Here is a 25,546-nt window from a genome sequence, read left to right as displayed (position 1 = left end):
ATGTCTGGTCATTTTGCCATGCGTGCAGGCGTCCCCTCGCCTCTTGGGGCGACGTTTGACGGCGACGGCGTAAACTTCGCCGTCTTTTCGCGTCACGCCACGCAGGTCAGCCTGTGTTTGTTCGACGATGCAGGGACCGAGACCCAGATCGTGCGGTTGCCTGAACGGGATGGGCATGTCTGGCACGGCTATGTCCCCGGAATGCGTCCGGGCCAGCAGTACGGGTTTCGGATGCAGGGATCATGGAAGCCCCAAGAGGGGCACCGGTTCAATCCCTATAAACTGTTGATTGATCCTTATGCCAAGAAATTGACGGGTCATCCGGTGTGGAATGATGCCTTGTTTGGCTATGATTTAACCAGTGACGACAAGGATTTGGCGATGGATCGCCATGACAGCGGACCTTATATGCCGCGTTCGGTCGTGGTGGACCCTGCGTTCACATGGGGGGCGACGCCGCGCCCACAAACGCCCATGTCCGACACCGTATTCTATGAGGCGCACGTCAAAGGCCTGACCGCTGAACGACGCGATGTTGACGCGCCAGGCACCTTTCTTGCCATGTCGTCTGAGCCAATGTTGGACCATCTGACGAACCTTGGCGTGACAGCGATTGAGTTGCTGCCTGTGCAGGCGTTCCTGAACGACCAGTTCTTGGTCAAAAAAGGGTTAAGCAACTATTGGGGTTATATGACCTACGGGTTTTTCGCCCCTGATCCGCGGTACATGCAGGCGGGTGACATCGCGGAATTCCAGCAGATGGTTGCGCGGTTCCGGTCAGCGGGGATCGAGGTGATTTTAGATGTTGTCTACAACCACACCGCCGAGGGCAATGAGTTGGGCCCACATCTGTCATTCCGTGGCCTCGATAATGCCTCGTACTACCTGCTGGAGGATGACAAACGGTTTTATACAGATTTCACCGGCTGCGGGAACACGCTGGACTTCGAAAACCCCTTTGTGCTGCGTCTGGTGATGGACAGCTTGCGGTACTGGGTTGAGGTCATGGGTGTCGATGGATTCCGTTTTGATCTGTGTTCCACATTGGGCCGCGCGGGGCGTGAATTTAACCGCGACGGCCCGTTTTTCCGCGCCATTCGGCAAGATCCGGTTCTGAATCGCGTCAAACTGATCGCAGAACCTTGGGATTTGGGGCCCGGCGGGTATCAGCTGGGCGCCTATCCGGCCCCCTTTGTGGAATGGAACGACAAGTTCCGTGACGACACGCGGACGTTCTGGCGTGGAGATAACGGCAAGGTCAAGGCGATGGCCGAACGGCTGGCAGGTTCCGCCCCCTATTTCGATCACGACGGGCGCGCGCCCACAGCCTCGGTGAATTTCCTGACGGCCCATGACGGGTTCACGCTGATGGATACGGTCAGCTATGGGCAAAAGCACAACGCCGCCAACGGCGAAGGAAACCGCGATGGCCATTCGAACAACCATTCGGACAATATGGGCGTCGAAGGTAAGACCGAGAACAAAGATATCCTGGAAGCCCGCGCGCGCCGCCGCCGTAACATGATCGCCAGCCTGATGTTGTCCCAAGGCACGCCCATGCTTTTGGCAGGGGATGAGCTTGGCAATTCGCAAGGCGGCAACAACAACGCGTATTGTCAGGATAATGAAATCGGATGGGTCAATTGGTCCGATGCTGACCCAGACTTTGTTGAATTTTGTAAAGCCGCAATCGCGTTCCGCAAGGCGCATATGATCTTGCGGCAACGTCGGTTCTTGCACTCGCGTCCGCGTTTGATCGACGGTGCGCCAGACTTGTTTTGGCGCACGGTCACCGGCGGCGGCATGACAGAGGCCGACTGGCACGATGCAGATCTAAAAACGATCATCGCCGAGTTGCGCACCGCCTCAGGCACGCCGGAATATGTAGAACGCGAGGGCGCGTTGCTTGTGGTGCTGAATGTTGGCGATGCGGTTGATGTGACGCTGCCTCTCAGCCGTGATAGGTTTCACTGGGCCCGTGTCTTTGACACGGCCGAGCCTGCCACCGTCGGCGTCTTTGACGGAACAACCATCGCCGCCAACTCTGTGGTCGTTTTCGCAGAAACACCGCAGGCAGACCCGCAGTAAAGGAGAGTTTCATGACCCTGATCGAGACCACCCCCATCGCCGGACAAAAACCAGGCACCAGCGGGCTGCGCAAACGGACAGCTGTTTTCATGGGGCCGCATTTTCTTGAGAATTACGTGCAGGCGACGTTTGATGGCACGGGCGGGGCGGCAGGTAAAACCTATGTGGTGGGTGGCGACGGGCGCTATTTCAACGACCGCGCCATCCAGGTGATCCTGCGCATGGCGGCGGCAAATGGGGCGCTGCGCTGCATCGTGGGGCAGGGCGGCATTCTGTCGACCCCCGCCGCATCCAATCTGATCCGCAAAACCGGTGCCGATGGCGGTCTGATCCTGTCGGCCAGCCACAACCCCGGCGGGCCAGACGCAGACTTCGGGCTGAAGTTCAACGGGGCCAATGGTGGACCGGCGAGCGAAAGCGTAACCGCAGAGATCTACGCCCGCACCCAAGACATCACCGCATACCACATCGCTGAGACGCAAGATGTCGACTTGGGGGCGCTGGGCCAACAGAGGTTGGGCGACATGGTGGTTGAGATCGTTGATCCGGTGGCCGATTACGCCGCGCTCATGGAAGATCTGTTCGATTTCAACGCGATTGCCGCGCTGTTTCAGGGCGGCTTTACGATGCGGTTTGACGCCATGCACGCCGTCACCGGCCCCTATGCCACCGCGATCCTTGAGGATCGTTTGGGCGCTGCAAAAGGCACCGTTATGAACGGCACCCCGTCGGAGGATTTTGGCGGCGGGCATCCGGATCCAAACCCCATTTGGGCCAAGGATCTGATGGATGTGATGTATGCCGACGACGCGCCTGATTTCGGGGCGGCCTCTGACGGTGACGGGGACCGCAACATGATCGTCGGGCGCGGCGCCTATGTGACGCCGTCCGATTCGTTGGCGCTGTTGGCGTCCAAGGCGCATTTGGCGCCGGGCTATCAGGGCGGGCTGGCCGGTGTCGCGCGGTCCATGCCCACATCGGGTGCGGTGGACCGTGTGGCCGAGGCGCTCGGGATTTCCTGTTATGAGACCCCGACGGGATGGAAGTTCTTTGGCACACTGCTGGACGCGGGCAAGGTCACATTGTGTGGTGAGGAATCTGCGGGCACCGGCAGCGATCATGTGCGTGAAAAAGACGGGCTCTGGGCGGTGCTGTTGTGGCTGAATATTTTGGCCGAAACGAAGATGTCCGTCGCCGATCTGATGGCCGAGATGTGGGGCACCTACGGGCGCTGTTATTACACGCGCCACGACTATGAGGATGTCGAGGCAGACCGCGCGAATGCCATGTTTGACGGGCTGCGCGCGCGGCTGGGTGATCTGGCGGGTGAGGTATTCGCGGGCCAGACCGTCGCGTGGGCGGATGAGTTTGCTTATGATGATCCGGTGGACGGCAGCCATGCCTCAGCCCAAGGCCTGCGCGTGGGGTTTGAGGGCGGGGGCCGCGCTGTGTTCCGCTTGTCCGGCACCGGCACGGTCGGGGCCACGATCCGTCTCTACCTTGAACAGCTGGAAACGAACGCCGCGCGGCTGGGGCTGGACCCGGCAGAGGTTCTGGCCCCTATTAACGCGGCCGCCTTGGCCCTGTCAGACCTGCCCGCAGTGACAGGCCGCGATGCGCCCAACGTGATCACCTAAGCCAGATCCACTTGTCCTGTCAGATAGACGTAGCCATTGGCGGGCAGGGTGAGTGTGGCGTCTTTCAACGTCGCGTTGTTGGGACCCGTGATTGCAGTATCGCCGGTCACGGCCACATCATGGCTGTCGCCCGATAGGTTGAACACGCAGGTTAGCGTTTCAGCGTCGCTGATGCGATGGAAGGCCAGCAGGGGCTCTTCCAGATCGATGAATTCGGTCTGCGTGCCGGACAGCGCGGGAGAGGCTTTGCGGAAGGCGATGACCTCCTTGTAGTAGGCCAAGATGCCGTCACTTGTTTGTTGATCCACCGCGTTTTCCGCCTGCGGCGCTTTGACGGGCAACCATGGGGTGCCGTCAGAGAAGCCTGCGTTTGCCGCGTCCTTTTCCCAGACCATGGGTGTGCGACACCCATCGCGGCCCTTGACGGCGGGCCAATATCGCAGGGCGGGGGGATCGGTCAGCTCATCATAGGTCAGCTCGGTCTCGGTCTGGCCAAGTTCTTCGCCCTGATAGATGCCGATGGTGCCCGGGAACGACATAAGCATGGCGACGGCCTGGCGCGCGATGGCGTCCACGCTGGCGGAATGGTCCAGCCAGCGGGTGACATGGCGGGGCACGTCGTGGTTTGAGAACGACCAATAGGGGTGCCCGTCCGGCGCCCCGCGTTGGAAGCCCTCGATGCAGTTGCGAAAGTGTGCGGCGTTGAAATCGGGGCCGAGCATGGCAAAGCTGTAGGCCATGTGCAGGCGGTCTGATCCGGCGGTGTATTCGCCCATGATCTCAATCGAGCGGTCGCCCATTTCACCCACTTCGCCAACCATCATGATGTCGTCATACCCATTCGTCAGGGTGCGAAGCTGTTCCAGAAAGCCCAGGTTTTCGGGCCGTGTTTTGTTGTAGATGTTGCGCTGCATTCCATACAGATCGGTGGCCATGACCTGTGGGGCGGCATTGGCGGCGGGGTTTGAGCGCAGTTTCTGATCGTGAAAATAGTAGTTCACCGTATCAAGACGGAAGCCATCGAGGCCGAAATCAAGCCAGAATTGACAGGTCTTCAGGATCGCGGTGACCACATCGGGGTTGTGAAAATTCAGATCCGGTTGGGAGGCCAGAAAGTTGTGCAGGTAATACTGCCCGCGGCCCGGGTCGAATTCCCACGCAGGGCCGCCAAAGTGGCTGTGCCAGTTGGTGGGTGGTGACCCATCGGGCAGCGGATCGGCCCAGACGTACCAATCGGCTTTGTCGTTGGTGCGGTCCTTGCGTGAGGCCTTGAACCAGTCGTGCTGGTCTGAGGTGTGGGACAGGACCTGATCGGTGATGACTTTCAGTCCCAGATCATGGGCGGTATCGATCAGGGTTTTGAAATCCTCAAGCGTGCCAAAAAGCGGGTCGATTTTGCAGTAGTCGCTGACGTCATAGCCCATGTCCTTTTGCGGGGACATAAAGATGGGGGACAGCCAGATGCAGTCTGCGCCCAAATCGGCGATATGGGGCAGGCGGCGGGTGATGCCCGCCAGATCGCCAACGCCGTCGCCAGTGCTGTCCTGATAGGACCGCGGATAGATTTGATAGATAATCGCGTCGCGCCACCAATCGGCCATGGGGATGCTCCTGTGTTTGGGTTGTCCGCTTCATAGTGATGTTTGCGGTAACATAAAGGGGTTTTCTGGCCCCTGTGGATCACCTGTGGATCACCTGTGGATCACCTGCGCGAAACCTTGCGGCTCTGTGGTGCGTTCAGGCGGCCATTGACGCGGCCCACGTCAGGGCAGCAGAGTGATCCAAAGGCTGGTCGTTAAAATGGACAGGGCCGTGCCAATCAGCACCGCCGAGGCTGCCACCCGGCGGGCCGCCCCATACATATTGGCAAACACATAGGCATTGATGCCAGGCGCGGCCGAGGCCGTCACCACCGCAGACCGCAACGCGTCTCGGCCAAGATCGCCTGCGGTGCCCAGCGTGTAGGTCAACGTGGGATGGACCAGTAAGGAAACGGCGCAGACAAACAAAATGGTGCGGATGTCGCCCTCGGGGCGGTATCGGTAAAGGACCCCGCCCAAACCAAAGAGGGCTGCCGGAAGGGCTGCGCGGACCATCAGATCGATCGCATCTGTCAACACCACGGGCAGGGGGATTTGGCCGAGGTTCACGACCAAACCGGTGCAGATGCCGATGACAAGCGCGTTGGAAAACATCGCACGCCCAACCTTGGCGGGCACATGGGACAGCGCGGTCCCCTGCGCGCGGGCCAGCTCCATCGCTGTGATGCCCAACAGGTAGCAAAATGGCGCATGAATTGCGATGATCGCATAGTTGCCCGACAGTGCATCAGGCCCGAAGGCGCGTTCGGTGATGGGCAGGCCCAGCAGCAATGAATTGGAGAAAAGGCAACAAAAGGCGATGGCCACGCTGTCCTGCCAGTTGCGACGAAACAGGAGGCGCGCGGCCAAAAGGCCCAGCCCGAACGCGACCGTGGCGCCTGTGTAGAAGCTCAGCAAGAGGGGGCCATTGAAGTTCTGGCCCAGATCAAGGGTCGATATCGCACGGAACAACAGGCACGGGATTGCGAAGGTTTGGGTGAATTTCATAAGCCCATCGACATGATCGTCGCTGAAAAGGCCGCGCCATACGGCGCCGTAGCCAAATGCCAGCACGATAAAGACCGGAAGGATGACCGTAAGGATATCAGTCATGGTGTAGACCACCTGACGACCAGATTTGCGCCTGCGGCGGGCGGGGGCCAAAATTCTGCGAATTTTGGCGGCGACAGCCGGGGGTGTGGTGCATGGGACGCGGGCCGACCCTCCGGGGGGAGTTTTTTGGGTCAGATGAAGGGGAGGGTGCGCTAGTCTGCAAGGGTTAATGTCAGACCGTCGTAGGCCGGTTGGATGTGGTCCGGTGTTTCGTCCAAGATGGTCTGATAATCGAGGTCGATGTGCATGTTGGTGAGCACGGCGGATTTGGGTTTGGCGCGGTCAATCCAGCCCAGGGTTTTATCGAGGTGCGCGTGGGTTGGGTGAGGGTCGCGGCGCAAGGCGTCGACGATCCACAGGTCTAGGTTTTGCAATTGGGCCCAAGCGGGGTCGGGGATGTCGGACACATCGGGCAAGTAGGCTGCGTTCCCGATGCGAAAGCCCAAGGCGTCAATGGACCCGTGTTCAACCTCAAACGGGGTGAGGGTGATGGGGCCGCCTGCACCGTCGATTGTGACATCCTCTTTAAGTGTGTTGAGGTCGCAGATGGGCGGGTAGCTGGAGCCTGCGGGTTGCACAAAGGCGTAGCCGAAGCGGGCCAGCAGTTGATTGCCGGTGTCGCCGTCGGCCCAAACGGGCAGGCGTTGACGCATGTTGTAGACGATCATGCGGATGTCATCGAGGCCATGGACATGATCGGCATGGGCATGGGTGTAGACCAGTGCGTCCAGTTCACCGACGTCGGCGTCCAACAGCTGTTGGCGCAGATCCGGTGAGGTGTCGATCAGCACACGGGTGGTGCCGTCGGGGCCTTCGCGTGTGACCAGCAGGGAACATCGTTTGCGACTGTTTTTGGGATTGGTCGGATCACAGGCGCCCCAATTGCCGCCCAGACGGGGCACGCCGCCAGAGGAGCCGCAGCCCAAAATGCGCAAAGAAAGCGTCATGCGCCCCACCTCGCAGCTTTGGTAAAAAGGCGGTCAAAGTTTGCGGTCGTTTGGGCGGCGAAGTCGGCATAAGACATCCCAAACGTGTCTGCGCCCACTTGGGCGGTATGGGCCGTGTAGGCCGGTTCATTGCGTTTGCCGCGGTGTGGCGGCGGGGCCAGATAGGGGCTGTCGGTTTCAACTAGAATCCGGTCCACCGGCGCACGTGCGAAGATGTCCCGCAGGTCGGTGCTTTTGGGGAAGGCAGCAATGCCCGACATGCTTAGGTAGAACCCCATTTCGATTGCTGCATTTGCCAGTTTGGCGCTGCTGGAAAAGCAGTGCATGACACACGAAAACGGCTGAGCCTTCATGCCTGCGCTGAGGATGTTGATCATGTCCTCGTCTGATGCGCGGTTGTGGATGATAAGTGGCAGGCCGGTTTCTTGTGCGGCCTCGATATGCACCTTGAGGGAGGTTTTTTGTACCTCCGCAGTCTCGGCGGTGTAGTGGTAATCCAGCCCGCTTTCGCCGATGCCAACGAATTTGGGATGGCCAGACAGCGCGATGAGGTCCTCGGCCGTGGCGAGGGGTTCATCGGCGGCGGACATGGGATGGGTGCCTGCGGCATAGAACACCGGATCATGGGCTTCGGCGATGGCGCGGACCTGAGGCTCAAGCCGCAGTTTGGTGCAGATGGTGACCATGCGCGTTACCCCTGCGGCGACGGCGCGGTCAATCACATCGCTGCGTTCAGCGTCAAAGTCGGGAAAATCGAGGTGACAGTGGCTGTCGACAATCTGTGGCGTGGTCATTTCAGCCTCTGGTTCAGGCGGCCACCTCAAGCGCGGCCTCTTCGATCTTAAATAGCGTATCTAGGACCAATGCAGCAGGGTCAAGATTGACGGCCCGACCGTGGCGGGTGCGGTCCGATACCAATTGGGCGAGCTGTGCCCATCGGCGCGCGGCGCGGTCATCGGGGCTGAGTTTGGTCAGCAGCAGCGCCTCGCCTTGCGCCGCTTGCACCGCTGGTGGGCCCTGCAGGCCTGCACGGGCGGCGCGGGCGAGGAATTGGTCGATCAGGTCGAGGGTGAGTTCAAACCGCGTGGCCCCTGCTTTGCCGACGCATTTGTCGGCCATGGCCAGCGCGCGGGGGCGGTCGATCATGGGCAGGCCAGACATGAGCGATACGAGATCCGAGTAGAGCGTGATGCCATCAAGGTTGGTCAGGCGGATTGCCTCGCCCACGGACCCACCTGAAAGGGCAGCCAACGCCTCGCTCGCGTCCGTCTGAACGCCTGCCTGCGCCATGGCCGTGGCCATCTCAGGGGCTGACAGCAGCCCGCAGCGCAACTCGCGGCAGCGGGACCGGATGGTGGGCAAAAGACGTGAGGGCGCGTGCGATATCAGCAAGATCACTGCATCGGCTGGCGGTTCTTCCAGCAGTTTTAGGATCGCGTTGGCAGCGTTGACGTTCATCTCATCGGCGGGGTCCACGATCACGATGCGACGGCCACCGTCGGTCGCAGACATGCCAAAGAAACTCTTCAGCTTGCGCACATCATCGACAGTAATGACGGTGTTCAACTTGTCTGCCTTTTCATTCCACGATCGTCGCAGCGTGAACAAACGCGGGTGTGCGCCAGACCGGATCAGGCGCATATCGGGGTGTTCATTGTCCACTTCCAAAGACGTCGGTGGGGGCGGGGCACCGAACATATCGTCCTCTGGCGTGAGGGGTTGGGACAGCAAAAAGGCGGCCATTCGCCATGCCAGGGTGGCTTTGCCCACGCCCTTGGGCCCCGTGATCAGCCAGCCGGAATGCAGGCGACCTGTGGCGAAGGCTTCGAGAAAATCGGCTTCGGCCCGTGATTGACCGATCAGGGCCTGGGTTTCTGACGGATGCGGTGCGCCCTCGATCTGGTCGGGCAGGGGGCGGTCTTCGGGGGGCGTCGCCATCAGAAGGCGTCCGCAAGATGGCGTGCGCGGTCGGCCACATGGGCTGCGATTTCGGCGGCGATCGCGGCGGTGTCGCGGTTGCCGTCGATCAGGATGCAGCGATCGGGGTGCGCGTGGGCGAGGCTGAGGAACCCGTGGCGCAGGGTTTCCTGAAACGCGAGCCCCATGTCCTCAAACCGATCTTCGCCAGATTTACGGGCCAGTCCACGGGTCAGGGCTGTTTCAGGGTCCATGTCGATGATGAATGTCAGATCCGGTTCGCGGCCGATCATCAAACCGTGCAGGGTGTCCACGGTGGCCCGCAGATCGCCGCGTGTGGCGCCCTGATAGACACGGGTGCTGTCGGCAAAGCGGTCGCAAATGACGATGCGTCCGGCGTCCAACGCCGGTTGGATCGTCTTTTCCAGATGATCGCGACGGGCCGCGGTGAAAAGTAGAATTTCCGTCTCGGCCGACCACCGGTCTGGATCGCCCGTTAACAAAAGCGCCCGAATTTCTTCGGCCCCGGCACTGCCGCCTGGTTCTCGGGTGTGCAAGGCGCCGTCGTATTTTTCAGCCAAAAGGCGCGATTGGGTGGATTTGCCCGACCCGTCGATCCCTTCGAACGAAATGAAAAGGCCGGAGGGGCCATTGCCTGCGCCGGGTGTCACGGTCTACTCCGCCGCGGCCTGGGCTTGAGGGGCGTCATCGGCCATGATGCGGGCGGCCAAAATCTCAGCCGTGGTGCGCAGACGGGTGTTGAACCCACCACGCGCCACGTCTGCCGCCGCAATCAGGGGCACGCGCGTCTCAGGCAGGTTTTCCAAACGGATCACAAGCTCACCCAACTCATCGCCCGCGGCAATCGGGGCTTCAATCGGGGCGTTGAACACGGCTTCCGCGTCAATTTCGGTGCTGCCCGTGTTGGGCACGAGCAAGGACAGGTCTTCGGCCAATGTCAGACCCACGGTCATCTGTTCGCCCATCCAGACGTCGGCTTCCGCGATTTGGGTGCCGCTGGTGCCCAGATCACGCTGGGCGAATTGGCGGAACGCCCAGTTTACGATGCGTTGGCTTTCTTCGGCCCGCGCCTGTGCGCTGTCGAGGCCGGTGATCACAAAGATCACGCGCCGGTCGCCCTGTTTGGCCGACCCCGCGAGGCCGTAGCCCGCCTCTTGCGTGTGGCCCGTTTTCAGACCGTCGGCACCGATGCCCAAACCCAACAGCGGATTACGGTTGCGCACGTTGGCGGGATGTTCGCCATCATAGTCGAATTGCTGTTCCGCAAAGAGCGGATAAAACGTCGGGAAATCCGTGATCAAACGATCCGACAGGATCCCGATGTCACGCATGGACATCCGGTGCCCCACCGCAGGCCAGCCGTTGGAATTGGCGAAGGTGGAATTCATCATTCCTAGGTCACGCGCCTTGACCGTCATCTGATTGGCGAAAGCCGTTTCGGTGCCCGCAAGACCCTCTGCGATCACACAGGATGCGTCGTTGCCCGACAACACGATGATCCCGCGCAACAGGTCTTCGACGCGCACGCGGTCGTTGACGTTCAAAAACATGGTGGAGCCGGTGTATTCAAAGCAGTGCTGCGACACGGGCAATTCTTCATCCACCGACAGCCGCCCCGTGGCGATTGCATCGAAGGCCATATAGACGGTCATCAACTTGGACATGGACGCGGGCGGCAAAGGCTCATCCGCGTTTTTGGACAACAAGACGGTGCCCGTTGTCTGATCAATGACGTAGGCGGCCGTTGCGCGGGTGTCGAACCCTTGGGCCAGAGGGGATGTGGCCGCGCCCAAAGACAGGGCAAGGGCAGCAATGGGGGCAGCTAGATGGCGGAGCATTCAAACCTCGCGTTCAGGTCTAGTTGGTTACGAAATAGGCGTCCTCAAACCCCTGCGCCTTGACTTGACGGAGCAATTCAGCGCGCTCGGCCTCGGACGTGGCAGGGCCTACGATCACACGAAAGAAGGTACGGCCCTGACTGGTTTGTTCAAGAACGGTTGGCACGATGCCGTTTGCGCGCATCCGGTCTGCGGTGCCTGTGGCGTTGGCCTCAACCGAGAAGATGCCAAGCTGGATGAACGGCTTTGCAAGGGTGGCGGGTGTCGCTGCAGGGGCAGGGGCTGGTGCAGATGTCGGGGCAACTGCGGGTACTGCGGCTTCTGCCGCGTCGATCGCGGCGGCCGCCCCGGCCAAGGCGTCGGGTGCATCAAGCGGCGCACTTTCGATGGGGGTCGCGGTGATGTCTGTTGGGGCCTCAAAACTCGACGTCGGCTGTGCCTCGGGCGCAGGGGCGACCTCTTCGCGGCGCAAGGCTGTGACCTGCAACGTGGCCGGCGCGCCGGCCAGCATCTCCAGCGCCGCAGCCGCGTCAGACGACACCTGCAGCGATGGGCCCGGATTCTCACGTTCACGTCGGAACAAGGCCCCGATGACGAAGGTGCCGTTGGCCTGATTGCGGATGATCACGCGTTCGGGTTCGGACACATCCGGATGGGCCACCCAGACACCGCCCAAGGACGGCCGCCCGTCCCACAACCCCGCTTCGGTCACTTGAAACGCGTCAGGCGCTTCGACGTCGCGTTCCACCAATTCGACGCTTTGTGACGTGGTGACGCCAGTGTCATTTGCGGCCGCCTGGCCCAAGGTGGGGAAAGCAAATTCCCCGTTTTCATCACATGCGGTCAGAACCAGCATAGACGTCACTGCCAGTGGCACGCCAAATTTTCTGAATGATCCTAATGTCTTGCCCGACATAATTCGCCCTCACTTTTGTGCCGGTTTGTCCGGTCACGCTGCCCTTTGCGGGTTTTTCAATATCTCAACACCCCGTCATCGCGGGGCTTTTGTGGAACACTAGCGCCACAGTCGTTCGTTTGAAAGGGTTTGCACGGCGTTTCGGCGGAAAACCCCACAGCACAATGGTGTGACAAACCGCGCGCTAGGACCTTTCAGAATCAATTTCGCCCGCGTAAAGCTACCCGCAGCGGAGGCTTGGCAGAGTGGTCGAATGCACCGGTCTTGAAAACCGACGAGGGTGAAAGTCCTCCCAGGGTTCGAATCCCTGAGCCTCCGCCATGATCAAACTCGACCAAACCTTGAATGCCCATATTTTACGAGTACTTAGCCCTCGAGGGGGTGTTTTGTATAGTGTATGGGCCAATCGAACACCCTCAAATTGCCACACAAACTGCTACACAGCAGGGCCAAAGCGGGGTGCGTTATGTCTGTGATCAAGAGAGGAAATCAGTGGTGTCTGCGCCGCCGTGTGCCTGTGGAATTTCAGCAGGTCGAATCCCGGAATGAGATCTGGATCAGTCTGAAAACGGATTCTCGCAGGTTGGCTGATCAGAAAGCATCTGCGGTGTGGGCCGAACAGGTGGCCGCATGGACGGCGCGTTTGTCCGGAAATGATCCCGATGCGGTGAAGCATTATGAAGCCGTCCAGGATTTGGCGGCCGCCTAGGGCGTGCGGTACATGCCGCTGGATCAGGTGGTGAAGCTGCCGATCAACAGTCTGCTGGAGCGGATTGAGGCGATCGCCAATCGCAATCAGACGCCCGACCCGGTGGACGCCGCAGCTGTTCTGGGGACCAAGAAACCTCCGGCATTGACCGTGACACAGGCACTGGAGGCCTATTGGACACTGGCCAAGGACAGGACGTTCGGCAAAAGCGACGACCAGAAACGGCGGTGGGAGAACCCACGCAAGAAGGCTGTCCGGAATTTTGTGAGCATCGTCGGCGACAAGCCGATGAATGAGATCACCGCTGACGACATGCTGGAGTTCCGAAGCTACTGGCAAGAGCGGATCGAGACGGGCGGGCTGACCGCGAACAGCGCGAACAAGGATCTGATTCATCTGGGTGAGGTTCTGAAAACCGTGAACAAGATGAAGCGGTTGGGGCAGGATCTTCCGCTGGATGGCCTGGCTTTCAAAGACGGCGAAAAGTCGGAACGCCCGCCGTTTAGCGATGACTGGATCCGCAAAAAGCTACTGGCGCCAGACGCATTGATGTCGCTGAACGCAGAGGCGCGGGCCATTCTGTTGGGGATGATCAACACCGGCTATCGCCCGTCCGAGGCGGCCTGTGCAGCACCGGATCAATTCTGACTAGAGGCCGACATCCCCCACATGATCATCAAGCCCCGCGAGGGGCGTGCTATCAAGAACAAGAACTCGACACGGGTCATTCCGCTGGTTGGGGTGAGCTTTGATGCGATGCGCGCCTTTCCGAACGGTTTCCCGACGTACCGAGACAGTGACGCCACCTTGTCCGCGACCGTAAACAAATACCTGCGGGCGAATGGTCTGATGGAAAGCGACAGACATGTGATGTATTCCCTGCGCCACAGCTTTGAAGACAGGCTGTTGCCGGCCGGTGTAGCCGCCTCGACCAAAGCAATTGAAGAACTCGGTTTCTCTTCTGATACTGATCGAATGGTTCTACAGACCGAATTGGAACAGCTCAGCAGTCAGGTTGAGAGACTGAGAACTGTGCTTCCTGAATTGGACATGAGCCGTCTTGCGACTTCTTTGGAGCGCGCTTCGAACGCCTACGCAAAAGAACACGAACGGGATCGTGAGGCAGAGCGTACGTTGTCACGAACGCGGCAGAAGGAAGCTGACGCAAAAGAACTGCATGACTCGGTTCGGAAAGCATCTAACGACGCACTGAATCAGAGACTTGATAGGATTCTACCCCTAATTACAGAGCTTTATGCACGCTTGCGACCACACCCAAACTTTCAAGATATCAAGTACAAGATTCGGGGAGAACTTAGGCGCCATCTAAGTTTTAGTGTTGGAGATGATATAAATTCGCGATTCGTATATTCGAGCGGACAGCGACGAGCAACTGGACTCGCCTTCCTGATCGCAGTCAACTTTTCGATGGCTTGGAGCCGATGGTCGTCAATTCTGCTGGACGACCCCGTACAACATATTGATGACTTTAGAAGCGTACATCTCGCAGAGTTGCTTGGAAAACTAGTTTCAGAAGGCAAACAAGTGATCTGCGCTGTTGAAGACCCAGCCTTGGCAGACTTGATTAGTAGAAAGGTCCCTGTTTCAGGTTCAGGAGTAGCCAAAAGAATTACGCTGGGCATAGGCGAGAATGGCAGAGTTGTTGTCAGCAATCAGAGCGACTTGGTTCCTATGCGTCCGTCTGTCCTAGTAGATCATCAATCGACCCGCGCGGTGTGATCAGCGGCCGGAGACATTCTGAAGATTCAGTGATGCAGCGAATGTCCGGTATTCGAGCTGCGAGTGCAGCATCCAGACCAGAAGGTGGACGACTGGTTTGGGCCGTTCCCGTCGCCGTTTGATCCTACATCGGATCTAATGCTGCGATGCATCGGAAGGCAGTTGTGAGCCCATTTTACCAGATGCTGCAAGTTGCACGATTGTCTGCTAAGCGCTGTTCCGCGACCCCCTGTCGGCTTTGGAGGTCATAATATAATGTTTTGAGATCAACAGAATAGTGAGCGCCACACCCACCCCAATTACCACAGGTGCTTTCCAAAGGATGAGTAGGGCCGCGACAATGCGTAGGAACACTTCCCATTGCTTCAGAGACGCGCGATCAAAACCAGCCAATGCCGAGGCGATGAGATAGAGCGCGGCTAGGAGGCGGCACAGCAAGAGTGAGAGCGAGACGAAATCGGTGTCTTCCGAGTATCCGTCCATAAAGACACGCCGCCCGTTTTCATCGGTGATTGTCACGGCCTCTGGAATCAACAACAGCTCGGGGTACCAGGCGAAAACGAAGGGGATGGTGAACATCACGATGCCCACCCGCACGGCGGACACGGCAGTGCGCATCGGCTCGCTTCGGGTGATTGAGGCGGCGGCAAACGCCGCCACAGCGACGGGCGGGGTGATGGCCGAGGCGACAGCGAAATAAAACACAAACATATTGGCGGTGAAGAAACTGACGCCAAGCTGGGACAAAAGCGGGCCCAGCAAAAGCGCCACGTTCACATAGGCCGGAACCGTGGGCATCCCCATACCCAACAGGATTGCGCAGAGCATCGCGCAGACCAGCGCCAGCATCAGGTAGACGCCGCCCACGATCGGGATTTCAAAGCCAAGCATCGTGATCGACGTCACCTGCGCCAACCATGTCGTCACCGCCCGTGTCAGCTCGCCCGTCAGACCACTTTCGTTGAGGAAGGCCGCGATGATCGACACCGCAAAGAGCAGCAGGAAGAGGCGTGAGATCAGGATGCCGCCTTCGCCGAGGGCGACAAAAAGTTTGGCAGGCTTTGCGCGGGTCTCTGGATCAAGAAACATCAGCGGCAAAAGCACCGCGACGGCCCACCAGCCCGCCGAGACCGCATCGCCCGCCGCGTTGACGATTGTTTGCACAACGAACTGCGGGAGCAGCGCCGCAAACCAGCTTTGGCTGATGGCATCCTTGTTGCCCAAAAGCAGGAACAAGATGGTCAGGATGGGCAGGAAGATGATCCACAGGTTGCGCCAATCCTGACGTCCCATGATCAGGTCTTCGGGGATGTCCCGCATAGGTTCGACCTTTTCACGGCGGGCCTGAAACATCACCGCAAGGAAGATAGAAAAGAAGAACGCCATGGCCGGAATGAAGGCCGCCGTGATCACTTTGGTATAGGGCACAGCGGTCAGCGCCACGAGGACGAAGGCCGCGATGCCCATCACCGGCGGCATGATCTGCCCGCCTGAGGACGCCGCCGCCTCGACCCCGCCAGCAAATTGCGGCGAAAATCCGTTGCGCCGCATCATCGGAATGGTCAGCCGACCGGTGGACAACACGTTCGTGACAGGCCCGCCCGTGATGGTCCCGAACATCGCGGATGAGACAATGGCCGCATGGGCAGGCCCCCCGCGTAGGTTGCGGGTCGCCCGCACGGCCAGTTTGATCAGCGAGGTGCCCCCCGCAGAGGAGCCAAAGAGCGCCCCCAACACCACATACGGAAAGACTTGGTTGATGATGATGTCCATGAAGCGGCCCATGAACCCATCGGGTGTGATGAAGACATTCGTGGCTTTTTGCACAGCTGCCGACAGGGCATCACCGCCGTCTGCGCCCAGCTTTGTCAGAAGGAAATTATTGTCGCTTAGCCCAAACACCCAGACCAGCGCCGTTGCCACGGTGTAGAACACGACCACACTGGCCACGATGACGAGCGGCAGGCCCCAAACCCGAATGTTGTAGAGGAAAAACAGCACGATGATGCTGAACAGGAGCGGCAAGGCCCAGACCCCAAGGCGTGCCTGACAGGCGGGCACCTCCGCCTCCAGCGTGAGGCCTGGGATCAGGCCTTCTGACCGCGCCATGGCGTCTTCGATCAGGCGCGCGCGTTCGCCGGTGATCTGGTCGATCAGGCAGACGGAATCGCTTTCGATCCAATAACCCAATGCGCCCAGAATCGCCGCCGCAACAAGGCCCACATCCAGCGCGGCCCCCAGCCACGCCCGTTTGGGGCGGGTGTCGCGCCAGCTTCGATACAGGCTCGCGTCAAGGGCCACGACCACCATCATCAGAATGAAAAGCGGCGGGAACAGGTATTCGGTCGGAAAGCCGGAGATCCGGAAAAACGCGACACCCGTCAGGTCACGCGCCCAATTTTGAAGACCTGGAATTTCGGGCAGGGTGTTCACCATGCCCACCAATACAAGCACAAAGGCGAGGAGCAGCGCGATGCGCTGCCCCTGTGATCTGGTGGTGGCTGTATTGGTCATCGCAAAGCCCCGCGCGTTACGGCTTGACGCAATCGGCGATGGTGTGTCCCGCCTCTTCATAGGCGCGCACGGCACCGGCGTGCAGCTTCATCGTCACCGCACCGCAGACACCCTGTGACGTGCCATCGATGTCCCCGAAGCTGAGGAACAGGTACGGACCACGGGGGGAGCCCGTCTCGAACCGTTCCTGTCCTGCGAGGTAGGATTTGGTGATCTGATAGGCGAGTTCTTCGTCCATCGTGGCGGGCACGATCTGCGCAAAGGCCAAGGCAAAGGTGTCGAAGGTGTCATCATCGGTCACGATGGTGATGTCATTGCCCGCATAAGCCGCGCGATATTCCTCAACCGGGATCGAATATGGCGCATTGCCCGGTGCAGCCACGATCTGTTGCCCCAATTCGCTGTTCAGCACTTCGGACGGCATATCATACAGCGTTGTGCCGCCTGCCGCGGCAATCGCGATCTGGCGACCGGATGGCAGTCCTTCGGGCAATGTCCAGCCATCGACAGCACCGCCTGTGATCGTTGAGACTGTGTCAGGCCACGGGGTCTGGACGCCTTCATAGCCTTCGCCATCTTGCAGACCGGACAAAAGCTGGATCGCCGCCCGACCGGTGGTCAGGGCTGCACCGCGAGGCGGGCCGTTGTAGATGCGTTTGCCTTCAATATCGTCCGGCCCCTGAATGGCGCCGCTGTTGTAATGCCCAAAAAGCTGTGCGGCCGAAGCCGAAAAGAACAAGGCGCGCAGGTTACCCGCAAGCTCTGCGCCCTGTTCGGCACCCACACCCGAATACGGGCCAACGCCACGCGACAACAAAAACGGCAGGATGAGCGGCGCCGGCGCCATATCAAGCTGCCCCTCGGCCACAGCCTGAACCGAATTGGTCAGCGTCGCGCCTTCGGTGATCTGCAGGGTTGCAACACCGTCTGCGTCCAAAATGGCGGCAAGCGTTGTGTCGATGTAATGCGGTGTCGATCCTGGTGAGGTCGTCTCCGCCGTCAGTGTTGTTTGTGCGAAAATTGCGGCAGGCAACAGGGCCAGCACCGCGCCCGCGATGGATGTCTTGAACATTTTTTCCTCCCTTTACGGCGCGCATTGCGCGCACAACAATCCCGTTTGTGGCGGGCCTCCGAGGAAAGGTTTGCAAAAATTATGTGACTTGTCACGTAAAAAATTACAGATCATATTCAGGGGATGGAGGCCACATGACCACATCACAGCAAGAACGCTTGGACCGGTTTCGCGCACGACAGACCGCTCAAGACCGCAATCTGTTTGGACGGATATCAGGCGCAGCCCTGTCGTCGCGGTCGCAGGCAAAGCGGTTGCTGCGCAGTGTTGGGACGCTCTCGATCACGGAATGGCGTGTGCTTTGGGACTTGGTCGAGGCCGGTCCATTGACCGTGACAGAGATGGCCACGATTCAACGCACCGATCATGCCCTGATCAGCCGGACTATTCCGCCCATGATCGAAAAGGGCTATGTCGTCACCACGACAGGTGCCGAGGACCGCAGGACCTCATTGGTTGCCATTACCCCGTCGGGGCACACGGTCTTTGACGAAACCTCGGCCACCATGGCGCAACGTCGCACGGCGATCAAAGACGCCTTCACTGAGGCGGAACTGGACACGTTCCTTGCCCTGATTGACCGCTTTGAACGCATCGTCGAAGGCCCCATGCCAGCTGTATCACAAACGGAAGATGTCGCATGACCGATACACCCAACGTCCTGTGGATCATGGCGGATCAGCTGCGGTTCGACTACCTCAGCTGCTACGGCCACCCGCATCTGCACACGCCCCACATTGACGCGCTGGCCAAGCGCGGAGTGCAGTTCGATCACGCTTATGTGCAATCGCCCGTCTGTGGCCCGTCGCGCATGTCGGCCTACACCGGTCGTTATGTGCGCAGCCATGGGTCAACATGGAACGGCATGCCCTTGCGAATCGGGGAGCCCACGTTGGGCGATCACCTGCGCGAGGCGGGGGCACGTGCGGTGCTGGTGGGCAAGACCCACATGATCGCCGACAAGGAAGGCATGGCCTGGCTTGGCATTGATCCCGAAAGCGAGATTGGCGTGCACCGGTCGGAATGCGGGTTTGAACCCTTTGAGCGGGACGACGGATTGCATCCCGACAGCGCGCGCCAAAACTGGTCCGCCTATGACGATTATCTGTTGGCCCATGGGTATGACAGCGACAACCCGTGGGAAGATTTTGCCAACTCCGGCGTGGACGAGACGGGGGAGCTTTTGTCCGCGTGGCTGCTCAAGAATTCCCGTTTGCCGGCCAATGTGCCAGAAGAACACTCCGAAACCGCCTATATGACGGACCGCGCCATGGAGTTCATGGAAGACGCGATGCAGGACGGCCGCCCGTGGATGTGCCATCTGAGCTATATCAAACCGCACTGGCCCTACATCGTGCCGGCCCCCTATCACGACATGTATAACGAGACCCACATCGTGGATCCAATCCGGTCAGACGCTGAGCGCAAGACCGACCACCCCCTCATGGGCGCCTATCTCGACGCCCGCGTCTGTCGCAGCTTTTCGCGCGATCATGTGCGCGAACATGTCATCCCCGCCTACATGGGCCTGATCAAACAGCTGGACGACAATTTGGGCCGGCTGTTCGCATGGATGGATGAAAAGGGGCTGAGCGAGAACACGATCATCGCCTTTACCTCGGATCATGGGGATTACATGGGCGACCACTGGATGGGCGATAAGGATTTTTACCACGATATGGCGGTCAAGGTGCCGCTGATCATCGCAGATCCAAGGCCCGCCGCAGATGCGACCCGTGGGACCGTATCAGACGCGCTTGTAGAGATGATCGACCTCGCGCCGACGATTATGAATGCACTTGGCTGCACGCCTAAACCCCACATCATCGAAGGCCGGGACCTGACCCCGATTCTGCATGACAGGGCTGGGTTTTCGCGCCAGTACGTCATCAGCGAACATGACTACCACTGGTCCGAAATGGCGGCATCACTGGGGGTGTCACAAGAAGACGCGCATACAACCATGATCTTCGACGGGCGGTGGAAATACATCATCTGTGAAGGCTTCGCGCCTGTCCTGTTCGACCTGCAGAACGACCCAAACGAACTTAACGATCTCGGCCGCTCAGACGGGCCAGAGCATGTCGAAGCGCGCGCGCGCATGGATGCGGCCCTTCTGCGGTGGGCAACACGCCATCATACCAGGGTCACCGCGACGCCTTCGGTACTGGCACGCCAGAAAACGGCCGCGAAGGACGGAATTCTCATCGGATTTTGGGACGAGGAGGAATATCTCAGCGCGACAGGCCAGGCCTTTGGTGACTTGGCGCCTTCCGGGAAGAGGTGAATTTGAAAGCGCATATTTCCCACGACCTGAAATCTGGGCTCAGCAGCATTGCATCTTTGGCTGGATTGCGGTCGCAATGTGCTAACAGCGGCCATTCGCATTAAAATCACTGACGGCAGTTTTGTCCGCGATCCGGCCATCCACGCACCGAGAATGCTGCGGGATGCACGAATGCCGGCAATGCGGGCTGCGCCCGCGGCATAGTGATCGGAGTATGGATGTCTCCTTTGGGCCGTTCGCGTATAACGTTTTCTGTCGGGGGGCGTTACTTTCATTCCCAGTCAATACGGGTGAGCATATTGCCGTATTATTGACGATTTGATAGGGTTTTTCCTGAACGCTTGCTACACATTCTGCTCCGCACGGAATATCATGTTTCTCTCTATCTATTTGATAAATAACAAACTTATATAGTACCTTCACACGCGGCAAAGGGCTGAGCCTCCGCCGCTAGAATCGCTCAAGCCGTTCAAATTTCGACTTTCTGTTGAGTGTGTTCCCACGCCTGTCCCACATCTTCCATTCGCTAAGACTGCGCCGTTTCAATCTAAATCTGTCGTGTTTCCGGTCATCTTTTTCCGTTGGTCTTCTCGACTTATTTGTCCGTAACTGCGCAGGTTGGTCAAAACATCAGTGTGTCCAAGGTTGTGCGACGCTGCCATAAGTTGCGTAACAGCCTTTGACCCTGGCCCGCATCAGACGCCACCGGCGGACTGTTGATCGTGAGAGCGGTGGCAATCTGAAAGTACGGGGCAAGGTCGATTTGGGCCGTCTTTGGGGCCGAGAGCGACGTTGTCCTAGACCGGCAGCTGGCCCGTCATGCTTTCCATCACACCGTCACGGCGGATTACTTTGTGCCAGATCGCCCCTGCGACATGCGCAATCAAAAGGAGGGGCAGGGCCGCCAGTGTGATCTCATGCAGGCCAATCATCGCGCTCATGAAAAGCCCGCCCAGCCACGGCGTCGCATATGCCAGCGCAATCCCGAGACCGGACAGAACGATTCCGAAAACCGAGGCATAGAGTCCGACATGCACCGCTCGCGACGCCCGTTGTTCCCACCTTGGCGCATCGTCTGGCAGACGTGTCGCCCCGGCGATCTGCTTGGTCCAGAACAGGCGGAACAAGAACAGCGCGCCGATCGACAGCGCAAAGACAATCTCCGTCAGGAAAAGGGTCGGATCGGCCAATTGGCGAACAGTGTCGAGCCCTTTGAGATAGCCAAAGCCGATCAGACCGGCGGACAGCCAATGAATGCTTTTTGTGACGAACCCATGTGGTTTTGCTTGCGATGTCATTGCTGTGATCCCTGTTCCCTTACGCTGCTTAAACTGCGGTGTCGTCGTCGCTGGCCACGGAGACGAACGGCGCGGTCAGACAGGCGATGCCCACGGCCAGCAGGGCGAAAAACGCAAGGGTCGCGATGGCCGCAAAGCCGACGCCTGCCATGGCAACTGCAGCAGCAAACAGGACCGCGCCAGAAAGTGCGGATGTTGCTTTGGTGATGAGGTTTTTCATTTGAGGTCTCCAGTTTCATCTGTTGTTTCGATGAAACTGATATGGCGCCTCGACTTCACGGGCGCCTGACGGCAACCTTACAAATCTGCAAAGTTCAACGTGACCTTTAACCCGCTTGGCAGGTTTTGCGACAACTCAAGCCGGGCTGTGTGCCGGTCTGCGACCGCCCGCACGAGGGCCAGACCAAGGCCAGAGCCATCCCGCGTCCGCGCCGCATCAAGACGTACCATCGGCTTGATGATGTCCGCGTAGTCCGCCGGATCCACACCAAGCCCGTTGTCCGCCACCCCGAAGGACCGACCGGCAGCAAACAAGGTGATCACTTCGCCGCCGTGGACGATGGCGTTCTGTATCAAATTGGCCAGGGCCTGGATCAGCATGTTCCGGTCGGCCTGCACCTGACCTGCGGCCTCCAAATCAAGAGAAAGGGTCTTGCCCTCATCCTCAACCACGGGGCCGAACGTCTCTGCGATGTCTTGCAACAGGTCGGAAATTTCGACGGTTTCAAACCCGTCGTTGCCTTGCGCGGCCTCAATGCGGGCCACGCGCATGATGGTGTCGAAGATATCCGACAAACGGCTTGCTTCTTCAAGGGCTGCGCCGCGTGCGTCCCCGTCGGGCAGCATCTCAAGTTGGGCCCGCAACCGGGCCAATGGCGTCCGCAAATCATGGGCGATGCTTGCGCTGAGATGGCGCGTCTGGGTCACAAGGCGTTCCAGCTCTGCGGCGGTCACATCCAATTGACGGGCCATGTCGTCCAGATCGTCACGAGATCGGGTATGCCCTGTGCGGGCCGACAAAACCCCCGCCGCCAGAAGACCCAAGGTCTGGTCGATGCGCGAAAGCCGCCGTTGTGCCAAAAGCCCGCTGATCAAACCGACACCAACAGTCAGGACGACGACAATGGCCGCCGTGGCCCAAAGAACGCCCGCAAGAAGCTCTTGCGTGTCTTCTGTTGCCTCCAACGAGACGGCAACCATGACCGGCGTGCCTTCGCTGTCTTGCGCAACCAAGACCCGCCAGACGTCTGAGCCACGCAAATCTCTGTTCAATTCCACCGTGCCGCCGCCCCGTTCAACTGCCCGTCGGAACGGCGATGGCAATCCTTGAAGATCATCAAGGGCACGCAAAATCATGTCCTGTCCGTCTTCGGCACGGTCGTCCACATCCGCAGCACCCGCCAAGGCCAACAGGGATGCATCCACGCGCCGTTCATTTGCGTCCCTGCCCAGGGTTAGGGCCACGAAAATCGCGATGGCAAAGCCGATTGCAAAGATGACAGACAACATCAAAGCCAGCCGCAGGGTCGATGACCGCAGGAGCCAGCGCAACTTGCCAAGGACCCTAAGCACCAAAGACATACCCCTCACCGCGGCGCGTCCGGAGAAGTTGGACCTCAAAGGGTTTGTCGATCTTTGAACGCAGCCGGCTGATGTGGGTTTCCACAACGCTCGTTGTGGGGTCAAAACTCATGTCCCAGACCTGTTCCAGCAACATGGTGCGCGTCACCAACCGCCCCGGTCGGCGCATGAAATACTCCAACAGCTTGAATTCCTTCGCCATCAGGTCAATCGCCGTACCTTGCCGGTCGCATTGCCGCGAGAGCAAATCAAGCGTCAGGTCGCCATATCGCAGCACGGTCTGCTCAGCGTCCTGCGCCGTCCCGTCGCGGCGGCGGCCCAAGGCACTGACCCGTGCCGACAATTCGGCAAACGCGAAAGGTTTCGTCAGGTAGTCATCGCCACCGGCTTCAAACCCTTCCACGCGCGCGTCCACCTCACCAAGGGCCGTGAGAAAAAGGGCGGGCGTCGTGTTCTTTGAGGCGCGCAGCGACTTCAAAACCGCCAGACCGTCAAGCCCGGGCACCATTCGGTCAAGGATCAAAAGATCAAACTCTTGCCCCATGGCCGCGATCAGGGCGTCCTTTCCATCCTCAAAATGGTCGATGACATGACCTTCTTCGCGCAATCCGCCCGCAATCCATGGGCCAAGCTGCTTGTCATCTTCCAACAGTAAAATGCGCATGATGATCCTTCGGGTCGCAAGGCAAAGTAGGTTGCCGTGACGGGCAACCTACAGGGCCTAAAAGAGAATTCAAACGTGAACTGCGTTACGCGTCTTCGCCTTCATCCTCGTCATCATCATCATGGTCGTCGTCGCAGCCCCGGTCATCTTCCTTGACGCGCAAGATCTCTCCGTCGTCGGCGGCGATCTTCAATTCCATCTCGCTGCCATCTTCGGCGGTGATTTCAACTTCGTAAAAGGTGCTCCCCCGACGCTCTTCCAATTCGACTTCGGTGATTTCGCCGGGCACTTCGATAAGTGCGATTTCGATGACCTGTTCGACGGTCAGGTTGGTTTGTTCTGCCGTTGTTTGGGCCGATACCATTGTTGCGATGCCGCCGACTGCGATAAGGCCAGACAGGGCGCCGATTTTAAGGGTGTTGATGTTCATTTTGTTTCTCCATTTCATGTGTTTCTGGCGGCGTTGTGCCGTCCTATGACATAGAAATGGGGGGGTTAGATCACATTGCCTCAACACCAGATTTACAATTCTGTAAGGTGGACTGAAGGGCGCATATGGGGCGATGACGTTACACCGCCTGCAACGACTCGCGCAGTTCAAGCCGAACATCCAGCGTCCGCCTAACACCGCTGCTTTGCTCTTCGATCATTGTGATCAGTTCCTGCGCTGCTGTCCCGCCCATAAGGCGATGCGGCACATGAATTGTCGTAAGCGACGGGTCCAGAATGCTTGCCAGTTCGATATCGTCAAATCCCGTGATTGAGACATCGTCCGGAATGCGCAGCCCCATCTGTTTGGCCTTGCCGATCGCGCCCGCTGCAAGCACGTCGTTGCCGCACATGACGACGGTGGGTTTTGGATCCGCCTGCATCATCGCCTCGAAGGCCTGCGCACCCGTTTCGACCTCATAGGCGGTCTCGATCACGGGCAGATTGTCGGGATCAAGGCCGTGGGCCGCCAGACTTTCACGGACACCCTCAAGGCGCCCCCTCGCGCGATCATTGCCTTCGATGATGCCGGAAATATAGCCGATCTTGCGATGCCCCATGGACAGCACTTTGTCGGCCAGCATGCGCATCGCCGCGCAGTTGTCGAAGCCGACCGATGGGTGATCTTGGTCGGCCAGCGTGATCCATGCCAGAATGAACGGAATGCCGCGGCGTTCAAGGTAGCTGTAGATTTCCGGGGGGCGTTCGTAGCCGATCAGCAAAAGACCATCGACGCCACGGGCCACAAGGGTGCGGATCTGTTCTTCTTCCAGTTGGGGTTTATAGGCGTTGCTGGACACCAAAAGCGTATAGCCGTGCGTCAGCAGCGTTTCCTGAAACGCCTGCAGACCGCGCGCAAAGATTGCGTTTTCCATTGTCGGGATGATGGCGCCTATGGTGTTCGTCCTCTTTGCAGCCATCGCGCGGGCGTTGAAGTTTGGTGTATATCCCAGCGCCTCAATGGTTTTCATGACGTGGTCCAGCGTCTTTTGCGAAACCTTCTGCTTTTCATTCAAGCAGCGAGAGACCGTTGCAGTGGACACCCCGGCCTCTCGTGCAACGTCGAACAAAGTTGGAATGTTTGGAGAGTTCGACATCACGCAGACGACCCTGTGATTGTGTTCCTGATGATTTA

Annotated in this window: 23 protein-coding genes and 1 tRNA gene; 8 read left to right on the top strand and 16 right to left on the bottom strand. The window is 59.2% G+C overall.

What is annotated here, in order from left to right; genetic code table 11:
* Together glgX and PSJ8397_RS09365 are read left to right on the top strand one after the other, a co-directional pair.
* Nucleotides 1-2,088 (top strand): glycogen debranching protein GlgX, encoded by a 2,088-nt coding sequence (glgX, locus tag PSJ8397_RS09370; protein WP_085864360.1) that lies wholly within the window; start codon nt 1-3, stop codon nt 2,086-2,088.
* A gap of 11 nt (nt 2,089-2,099) precedes the next feature.
* On the top strand, nt 2,100-3,725 hold the full coding sequence (locus PSJ8397_RS09365; RefSeq protein ID WP_085864359.1) for an alpha-D-glucose phosphate-specific phosphoglucomutase: 1,626 nt from the start codon (nt 2,100-2,102) through the stop codon (nt 3,723-3,725).
* On the opposite strand, the gene PSJ8397_RS09360 is transcribed toward PSJ8397_RS09365, so the two are convergent.
* The 8 genes from PSJ8397_RS09360 to PSJ8397_RS09325 all read right to left on the bottom strand — a co-directional run bounded on the left by PSJ8397_RS09360 (nt 3,722) and on the right by PSJ8397_RS09325 (nt 11,997).
* A complete protein-coding gene (locus PSJ8397_RS09360; protein WP_085864358.1) occupies nt 3,722-5,326 on the bottom strand; it encodes an alpha-glucosidase in 1,605 nt (534 codons plus the stop codon). The two genes, PSJ8397_RS09365 and PSJ8397_RS09360, sit on opposite strands and share 4 nt — an antisense overlap.
* A gap of 162 nt (nt 5,327-5,488) precedes the next feature.
* Nucleotides 5,489-6,418, bottom strand: a complete 930-nt coding sequence (locus PSJ8397_RS09355) for an AEC family transporter (protein WP_085864357.1) — start codon at nt 6,416-6,418, stop codon at nt 5,489-5,491.
* A 152-nt stretch (nt 6,419-6,570) separates the two neighbouring features.
* Nucleotides 6,571-7,365, bottom strand: a complete 795-nt coding sequence (locus PSJ8397_RS09350) for an MBL fold metallo-hydrolase (protein WP_085864356.1) — start codon at nt 7,363-7,365, stop codon at nt 6,571-6,573.
* Complete coding sequence (locus tag PSJ8397_RS09345; protein WP_085864355.1) at nt 7,362-8,159, bottom strand: TatD family hydrolase; 798 nt, start codon at nt 8,157-8,159, stop codon at nt 7,362-7,364. The genes PSJ8397_RS09350 and PSJ8397_RS09345 overlap by 4 nt, the downstream gene beginning before the upstream one ends.
* A gap of 13 nt (nt 8,160-8,172) precedes the next feature.
* The gene (locus tag PSJ8397_RS09340) at nt 8,173-9,303 is read right to left on the bottom strand and encodes a DNA polymerase III subunit delta' (protein ID WP_085864354.1); all 1,131 of its coding nucleotides are present in this window, start codon (nt 9,301-9,303) and stop codon (nt 8,173-8,175) included.
* On the bottom strand, nt 9,303-9,953 hold the full coding sequence (gene tmk / locus PSJ8397_RS09335; RefSeq protein ID WP_085864353.1) for a dTMP kinase: 651 nt from the start codon (nt 9,951-9,953) through the stop codon (nt 9,303-9,305). The genes PSJ8397_RS09340 and tmk overlap by 1 nt, the downstream gene beginning before the upstream one ends.
* A 3-nt stretch (nt 9,954-9,956) precedes the next feature.
* Entirely contained in the window at nt 9,957-11,141 is a 1,185-nt protein-coding gene (locus PSJ8397_RS09330) for a D-alanyl-D-alanine carboxypeptidase family protein (RefSeq protein WP_085864352.1), read from the bottom strand.
* A gap of 19 nt (nt 11,142-11,160) precedes the next feature.
* Entirely contained in the window at nt 11,161-11,997 is an 837-nt protein-coding gene (locus PSJ8397_RS09325; RefSeq protein ID WP_407691742.1) for an SPOR domain-containing protein, read from the bottom strand.
* A 291-nt stretch (nt 11,998-12,288) separates the two neighbouring features.
* On the opposite strand from PSJ8397_RS09325, the gene PSJ8397_RS09320 reads away from it, so the two are divergent.
* The 4 genes from PSJ8397_RS09320 (at nt 12,289) to PSJ8397_RS16840 (ending at nt 14,506) form a co-directional block, all read left to right on the top strand.
* Nucleotides 12,289-12,378 (top strand) — tRNA-Ser (locus PSJ8397_RS09320).
* Nucleotides 12,379-12,523: 145 nt separating this feature from the next.
* Nucleotides 12,524-12,766, top strand: a complete 243-nt coding sequence (locus PSJ8397_RS16850) for a DUF6538 domain-containing protein (protein WP_143515420.1) — start codon at nt 12,524-12,526, stop codon at nt 12,764-12,766.
* A gap of 12 nt (nt 12,767-12,778) precedes the next feature.
* The gene (locus tag PSJ8397_RS16845; protein WP_143515419.1) at nt 12,779-13,414 is read left to right on the top strand and encodes a site-specific integrase; all 636 of its coding nucleotides are present in this window, start codon (nt 12,779-12,781) and stop codon (nt 13,412-13,414) included.
* Nucleotides 13,415-13,435: 21 nt separating this feature from the next.
* The gene (locus tag PSJ8397_RS16840) at nt 13,436-14,506 is read left to right on the top strand and encodes a hypothetical protein (protein ID WP_143515418.1); all 1,071 of its coding nucleotides are present in this window, start codon (nt 13,436-13,438) and stop codon (nt 14,504-14,506) included.
* Nucleotides 14,507-14,713: 207 nt separating this feature from the next.
* On the opposite strand, the gene PSJ8397_RS09310 is transcribed toward PSJ8397_RS16840, so the two are convergent.
* Together PSJ8397_RS09310 and PSJ8397_RS09305 are read right to left on the bottom strand one after the other, a co-directional pair.
* The gene (locus PSJ8397_RS09310) at nt 14,714-17,020 is read right to left on the bottom strand and encodes a TRAP transporter permease (protein WP_085864350.1); all 2,307 of its coding nucleotides are present in this window, start codon (nt 17,018-17,020) and stop codon (nt 14,714-14,716) included.
* Nucleotides 17,021-17,036: 16 nt separating this feature from the next.
* Nucleotides 17,037-18,092 (bottom strand): TAXI family TRAP transporter solute-binding subunit, encoded by a 1,056-nt coding sequence (locus tag PSJ8397_RS09305; RefSeq protein WP_085864349.1) that lies wholly within the window; start codon nt 18,090-18,092, stop codon nt 17,037-17,039.
* 134 nt (nt 18,093-18,226) lie between these two features.
* Here PSJ8397_RS09305 and PSJ8397_RS09300 point away from each other — a divergent pair, with 134 nt between their 5' ends.
* Nucleotides 18,227-18,736 (top strand): MarR family winged helix-turn-helix transcriptional regulator, encoded by a 510-nt coding sequence (locus PSJ8397_RS09300; RefSeq protein WP_085864348.1) that lies wholly within the window; start codon nt 18,227-18,229, stop codon nt 18,734-18,736.
* Nucleotides 18,733-20,379 (top strand): sulfatase-like hydrolase/transferase, encoded by a 1,647-nt coding sequence (locus PSJ8397_RS09295; RefSeq protein WP_085864347.1) that lies wholly within the window; start codon nt 18,733-18,735, stop codon nt 20,377-20,379. Before PSJ8397_RS09300 ends, PSJ8397_RS09295 begins: the two co-directional genes overlap by 4 nt.
* Before the next feature lie 797 nt (nt 20,380-21,176).
* Here PSJ8397_RS09295 and PSJ8397_RS09290 read toward each other — a convergent pair.
* From PSJ8397_RS09290 to PSJ8397_RS09265, 6 genes are all read right to left on the bottom strand, one after another.
* On the bottom strand, nt 21,177-21,677 hold the full coding sequence (locus PSJ8397_RS09290) for a cytochrome b (protein ID WP_085864346.1): 501 nt from the start codon (nt 21,675-21,677) through the stop codon (nt 21,177-21,179).
* A gap of 28 nt (nt 21,678-21,705) precedes the next feature.
* On the bottom strand, nt 21,706-21,897 hold the full coding sequence (locus tag PSJ8397_RS09285) for a hypothetical protein (RefSeq protein WP_085864345.1): 192 nt from the start codon (nt 21,895-21,897) through the stop codon (nt 21,706-21,708).
* Nucleotides 21,898-21,974: 77 nt separating this feature from the next.
* On the bottom strand, nt 21,975-23,258 hold the full coding sequence (locus PSJ8397_RS09280; RefSeq protein ID WP_085864344.1) for a sensor histidine kinase: 1,284 nt from the start codon (nt 23,256-23,258) through the stop codon (nt 21,975-21,977).
* On the bottom strand, nt 23,242-23,922 hold the full coding sequence (locus tag PSJ8397_RS09275; protein ID WP_085864343.1) for a winged helix-turn-helix domain-containing protein: 681 nt from the start codon (nt 23,920-23,922) through the stop codon (nt 23,242-23,244). The genes PSJ8397_RS09280 and PSJ8397_RS09275 overlap by 17 nt, the downstream gene beginning before the upstream one ends.
* Nucleotides 23,923-24,007: 85 nt before the next feature.
* Nucleotides 24,008-24,352 (bottom strand): PepSY domain-containing protein, encoded by a 345-nt coding sequence (locus PSJ8397_RS09270; protein ID WP_159453117.1) that lies wholly within the window; start codon nt 24,350-24,352, stop codon nt 24,008-24,010.
* A 139-nt stretch (nt 24,353-24,491) separates the two neighbouring features.
* Nucleotides 24,492-25,508 carry a LacI family DNA-binding transcriptional regulator gene (locus tag PSJ8397_RS09265; RefSeq protein WP_085864341.1) on the bottom strand — a complete coding sequence of 339 codons (1,017 nt, stop codon included), beginning with the start codon at nt 25,506-25,508 and terminating at the stop codon, nt 24,492-24,494.
* Between the last annotated feature and the right edge of the window lie 38 nt (nt 25,509-25,546).

Origin of the sequence: Pseudooctadecabacter jejudonensis (assembly GCF_900172275.1) — a bacterium.
Taxonomy (GTDB): Bacteria; Pseudomonadota; Alphaproteobacteria; order Rhodobacterales; family Rhodobacteraceae; genus Octadecabacter; species Octadecabacter jejudonensis.
This window is presented reverse-complemented; position numbering and strand designations above follow the sequence as displayed.

Bases quoted from the DNA above. Each gene is read 5' to 3' on its own strand.
- glgX (WP_085864360.1), top strand. From the start codon at position 1: ATGTCTGGTCATTTTGCCATGCGTGCAGGCGTCCCCTCGCCTCTTGGG.
- PSJ8397_RS09365 (WP_085864359.1), top strand. From the start codon at position 2,100: ATGACCCTGATCGAGACCACCCCCATCGCCGGACAAAAACCAGGCACC.
- PSJ8397_RS09360 (WP_085864358.1), bottom strand. From the start codon at position 5,326: ATGGCCGATTGGTGGCGCGACGCGATTATCTATCAAATCTATCCGCGG.
- PSJ8397_RS09355 (WP_085864357.1), bottom strand. From the start codon at position 6,418: ATGACTGATATCCTTACGGTCATCCTTCCGGTCTTTATCGTGCTGGCA.
- PSJ8397_RS09350 (WP_085864356.1), bottom strand. From the start codon at position 7,365: ATGACGCTTTCTTTGCGCATTTTGGGCTGCGGCTCCTCTGGCGGCGTG.
- PSJ8397_RS09345 (WP_085864355.1), bottom strand. From the start codon at position 8,159: ATGACCACGCCACAGATTGTCGACAGCCACTGTCACCTCGATTTTCCC.
- PSJ8397_RS09340 (WP_085864354.1), bottom strand. From the start codon at position 9,303: ATGGCGACGCCCCCCGAAGACCGCCCCCTGCCCGACCAGATCGAGGGC.
- PSJ8397_RS09330 (WP_085864352.1), bottom strand. From the start codon at position 11,141: ATGCTCCGCCATCTAGCTGCCCCCATTGCTGCCCTTGCCCTGTCTTTG.
- PSJ8397_RS09325 (WP_407691742.1), bottom strand. From the start codon at position 11,997: ATGCTGGTTCTGACCGCATGTGATGAAAACGGGGAATTTGCTTTCCCC.
- PSJ8397_RS16850 (WP_143515420.1), top strand. From the start codon at position 12,524: ATGTCTGTGATCAAGAGAGGAAATCAGTGGTGTCTGCGCCGCCGTGTG.
- PSJ8397_RS16845 (WP_143515419.1), top strand. From the start codon at position 12,779: ATGCCGCTGGATCAGGTGGTGAAGCTGCCGATCAACAGTCTGCTGGAG.
- PSJ8397_RS16840 (WP_143515418.1), top strand. From the start codon at position 13,436: ATGATCATCAAGCCCCGCGAGGGGCGTGCTATCAAGAACAAGAACTCG.
- PSJ8397_RS09310 (WP_085864350.1), bottom strand. From the start codon at position 17,020: ATGACCAATACAGCCACCACCAGATCACAGGGGCAGCGCATCGCGCTG.
- PSJ8397_RS09305 (WP_085864349.1), bottom strand. From the start codon at position 18,092: ATGTTCAAGACATCCATCGCGGGCGCGGTGCTGGCCCTGTTGCCTGCC.
- PSJ8397_RS09300 (WP_085864348.1), top strand. From the start codon at position 18,227: ATGACCACATCACAGCAAGAACGCTTGGACCGGTTTCGCGCACGACAG.
- PSJ8397_RS09295 (WP_085864347.1), top strand. From the start codon at position 18,733: ATGACCGATACACCCAACGTCCTGTGGATCATGGCGGATCAGCTGCGG.
- PSJ8397_RS09290 (WP_085864346.1), bottom strand. From the start codon at position 21,677: ATGACATCGCAAGCAAAACCACATGGGTTCGTCACAAAAAGCATTCAT.
- PSJ8397_RS09285 (WP_085864345.1), bottom strand. From the start codon at position 21,897: ATGAAAAACCTCATCACCAAAGCAACATCCGCACTTTCTGGCGCGGTC.
- PSJ8397_RS09280 (WP_085864344.1), bottom strand. From the start codon at position 23,258: ATGTCTTTGGTGCTTAGGGTCCTTGGCAAGTTGCGCTGGCTCCTGCGG.
- PSJ8397_RS09275 (WP_085864343.1), bottom strand. From the start codon at position 23,922: ATGCGCATTTTACTGTTGGAAGATGACAAGCAGCTTGGCCCATGGATT.
- PSJ8397_RS09270 (WP_159453117.1), bottom strand. From the start codon at position 24,352: ATGAACATCAACACCCTTAAAATCGGCGCCCTGTCTGGCCTTATCGCA.
- PSJ8397_RS09265 (WP_085864341.1), bottom strand. From the start codon at position 25,508: ATGTCGAACTCTCCAAACATTCCAACTTTGTTCGACGTTGCACGAGAG.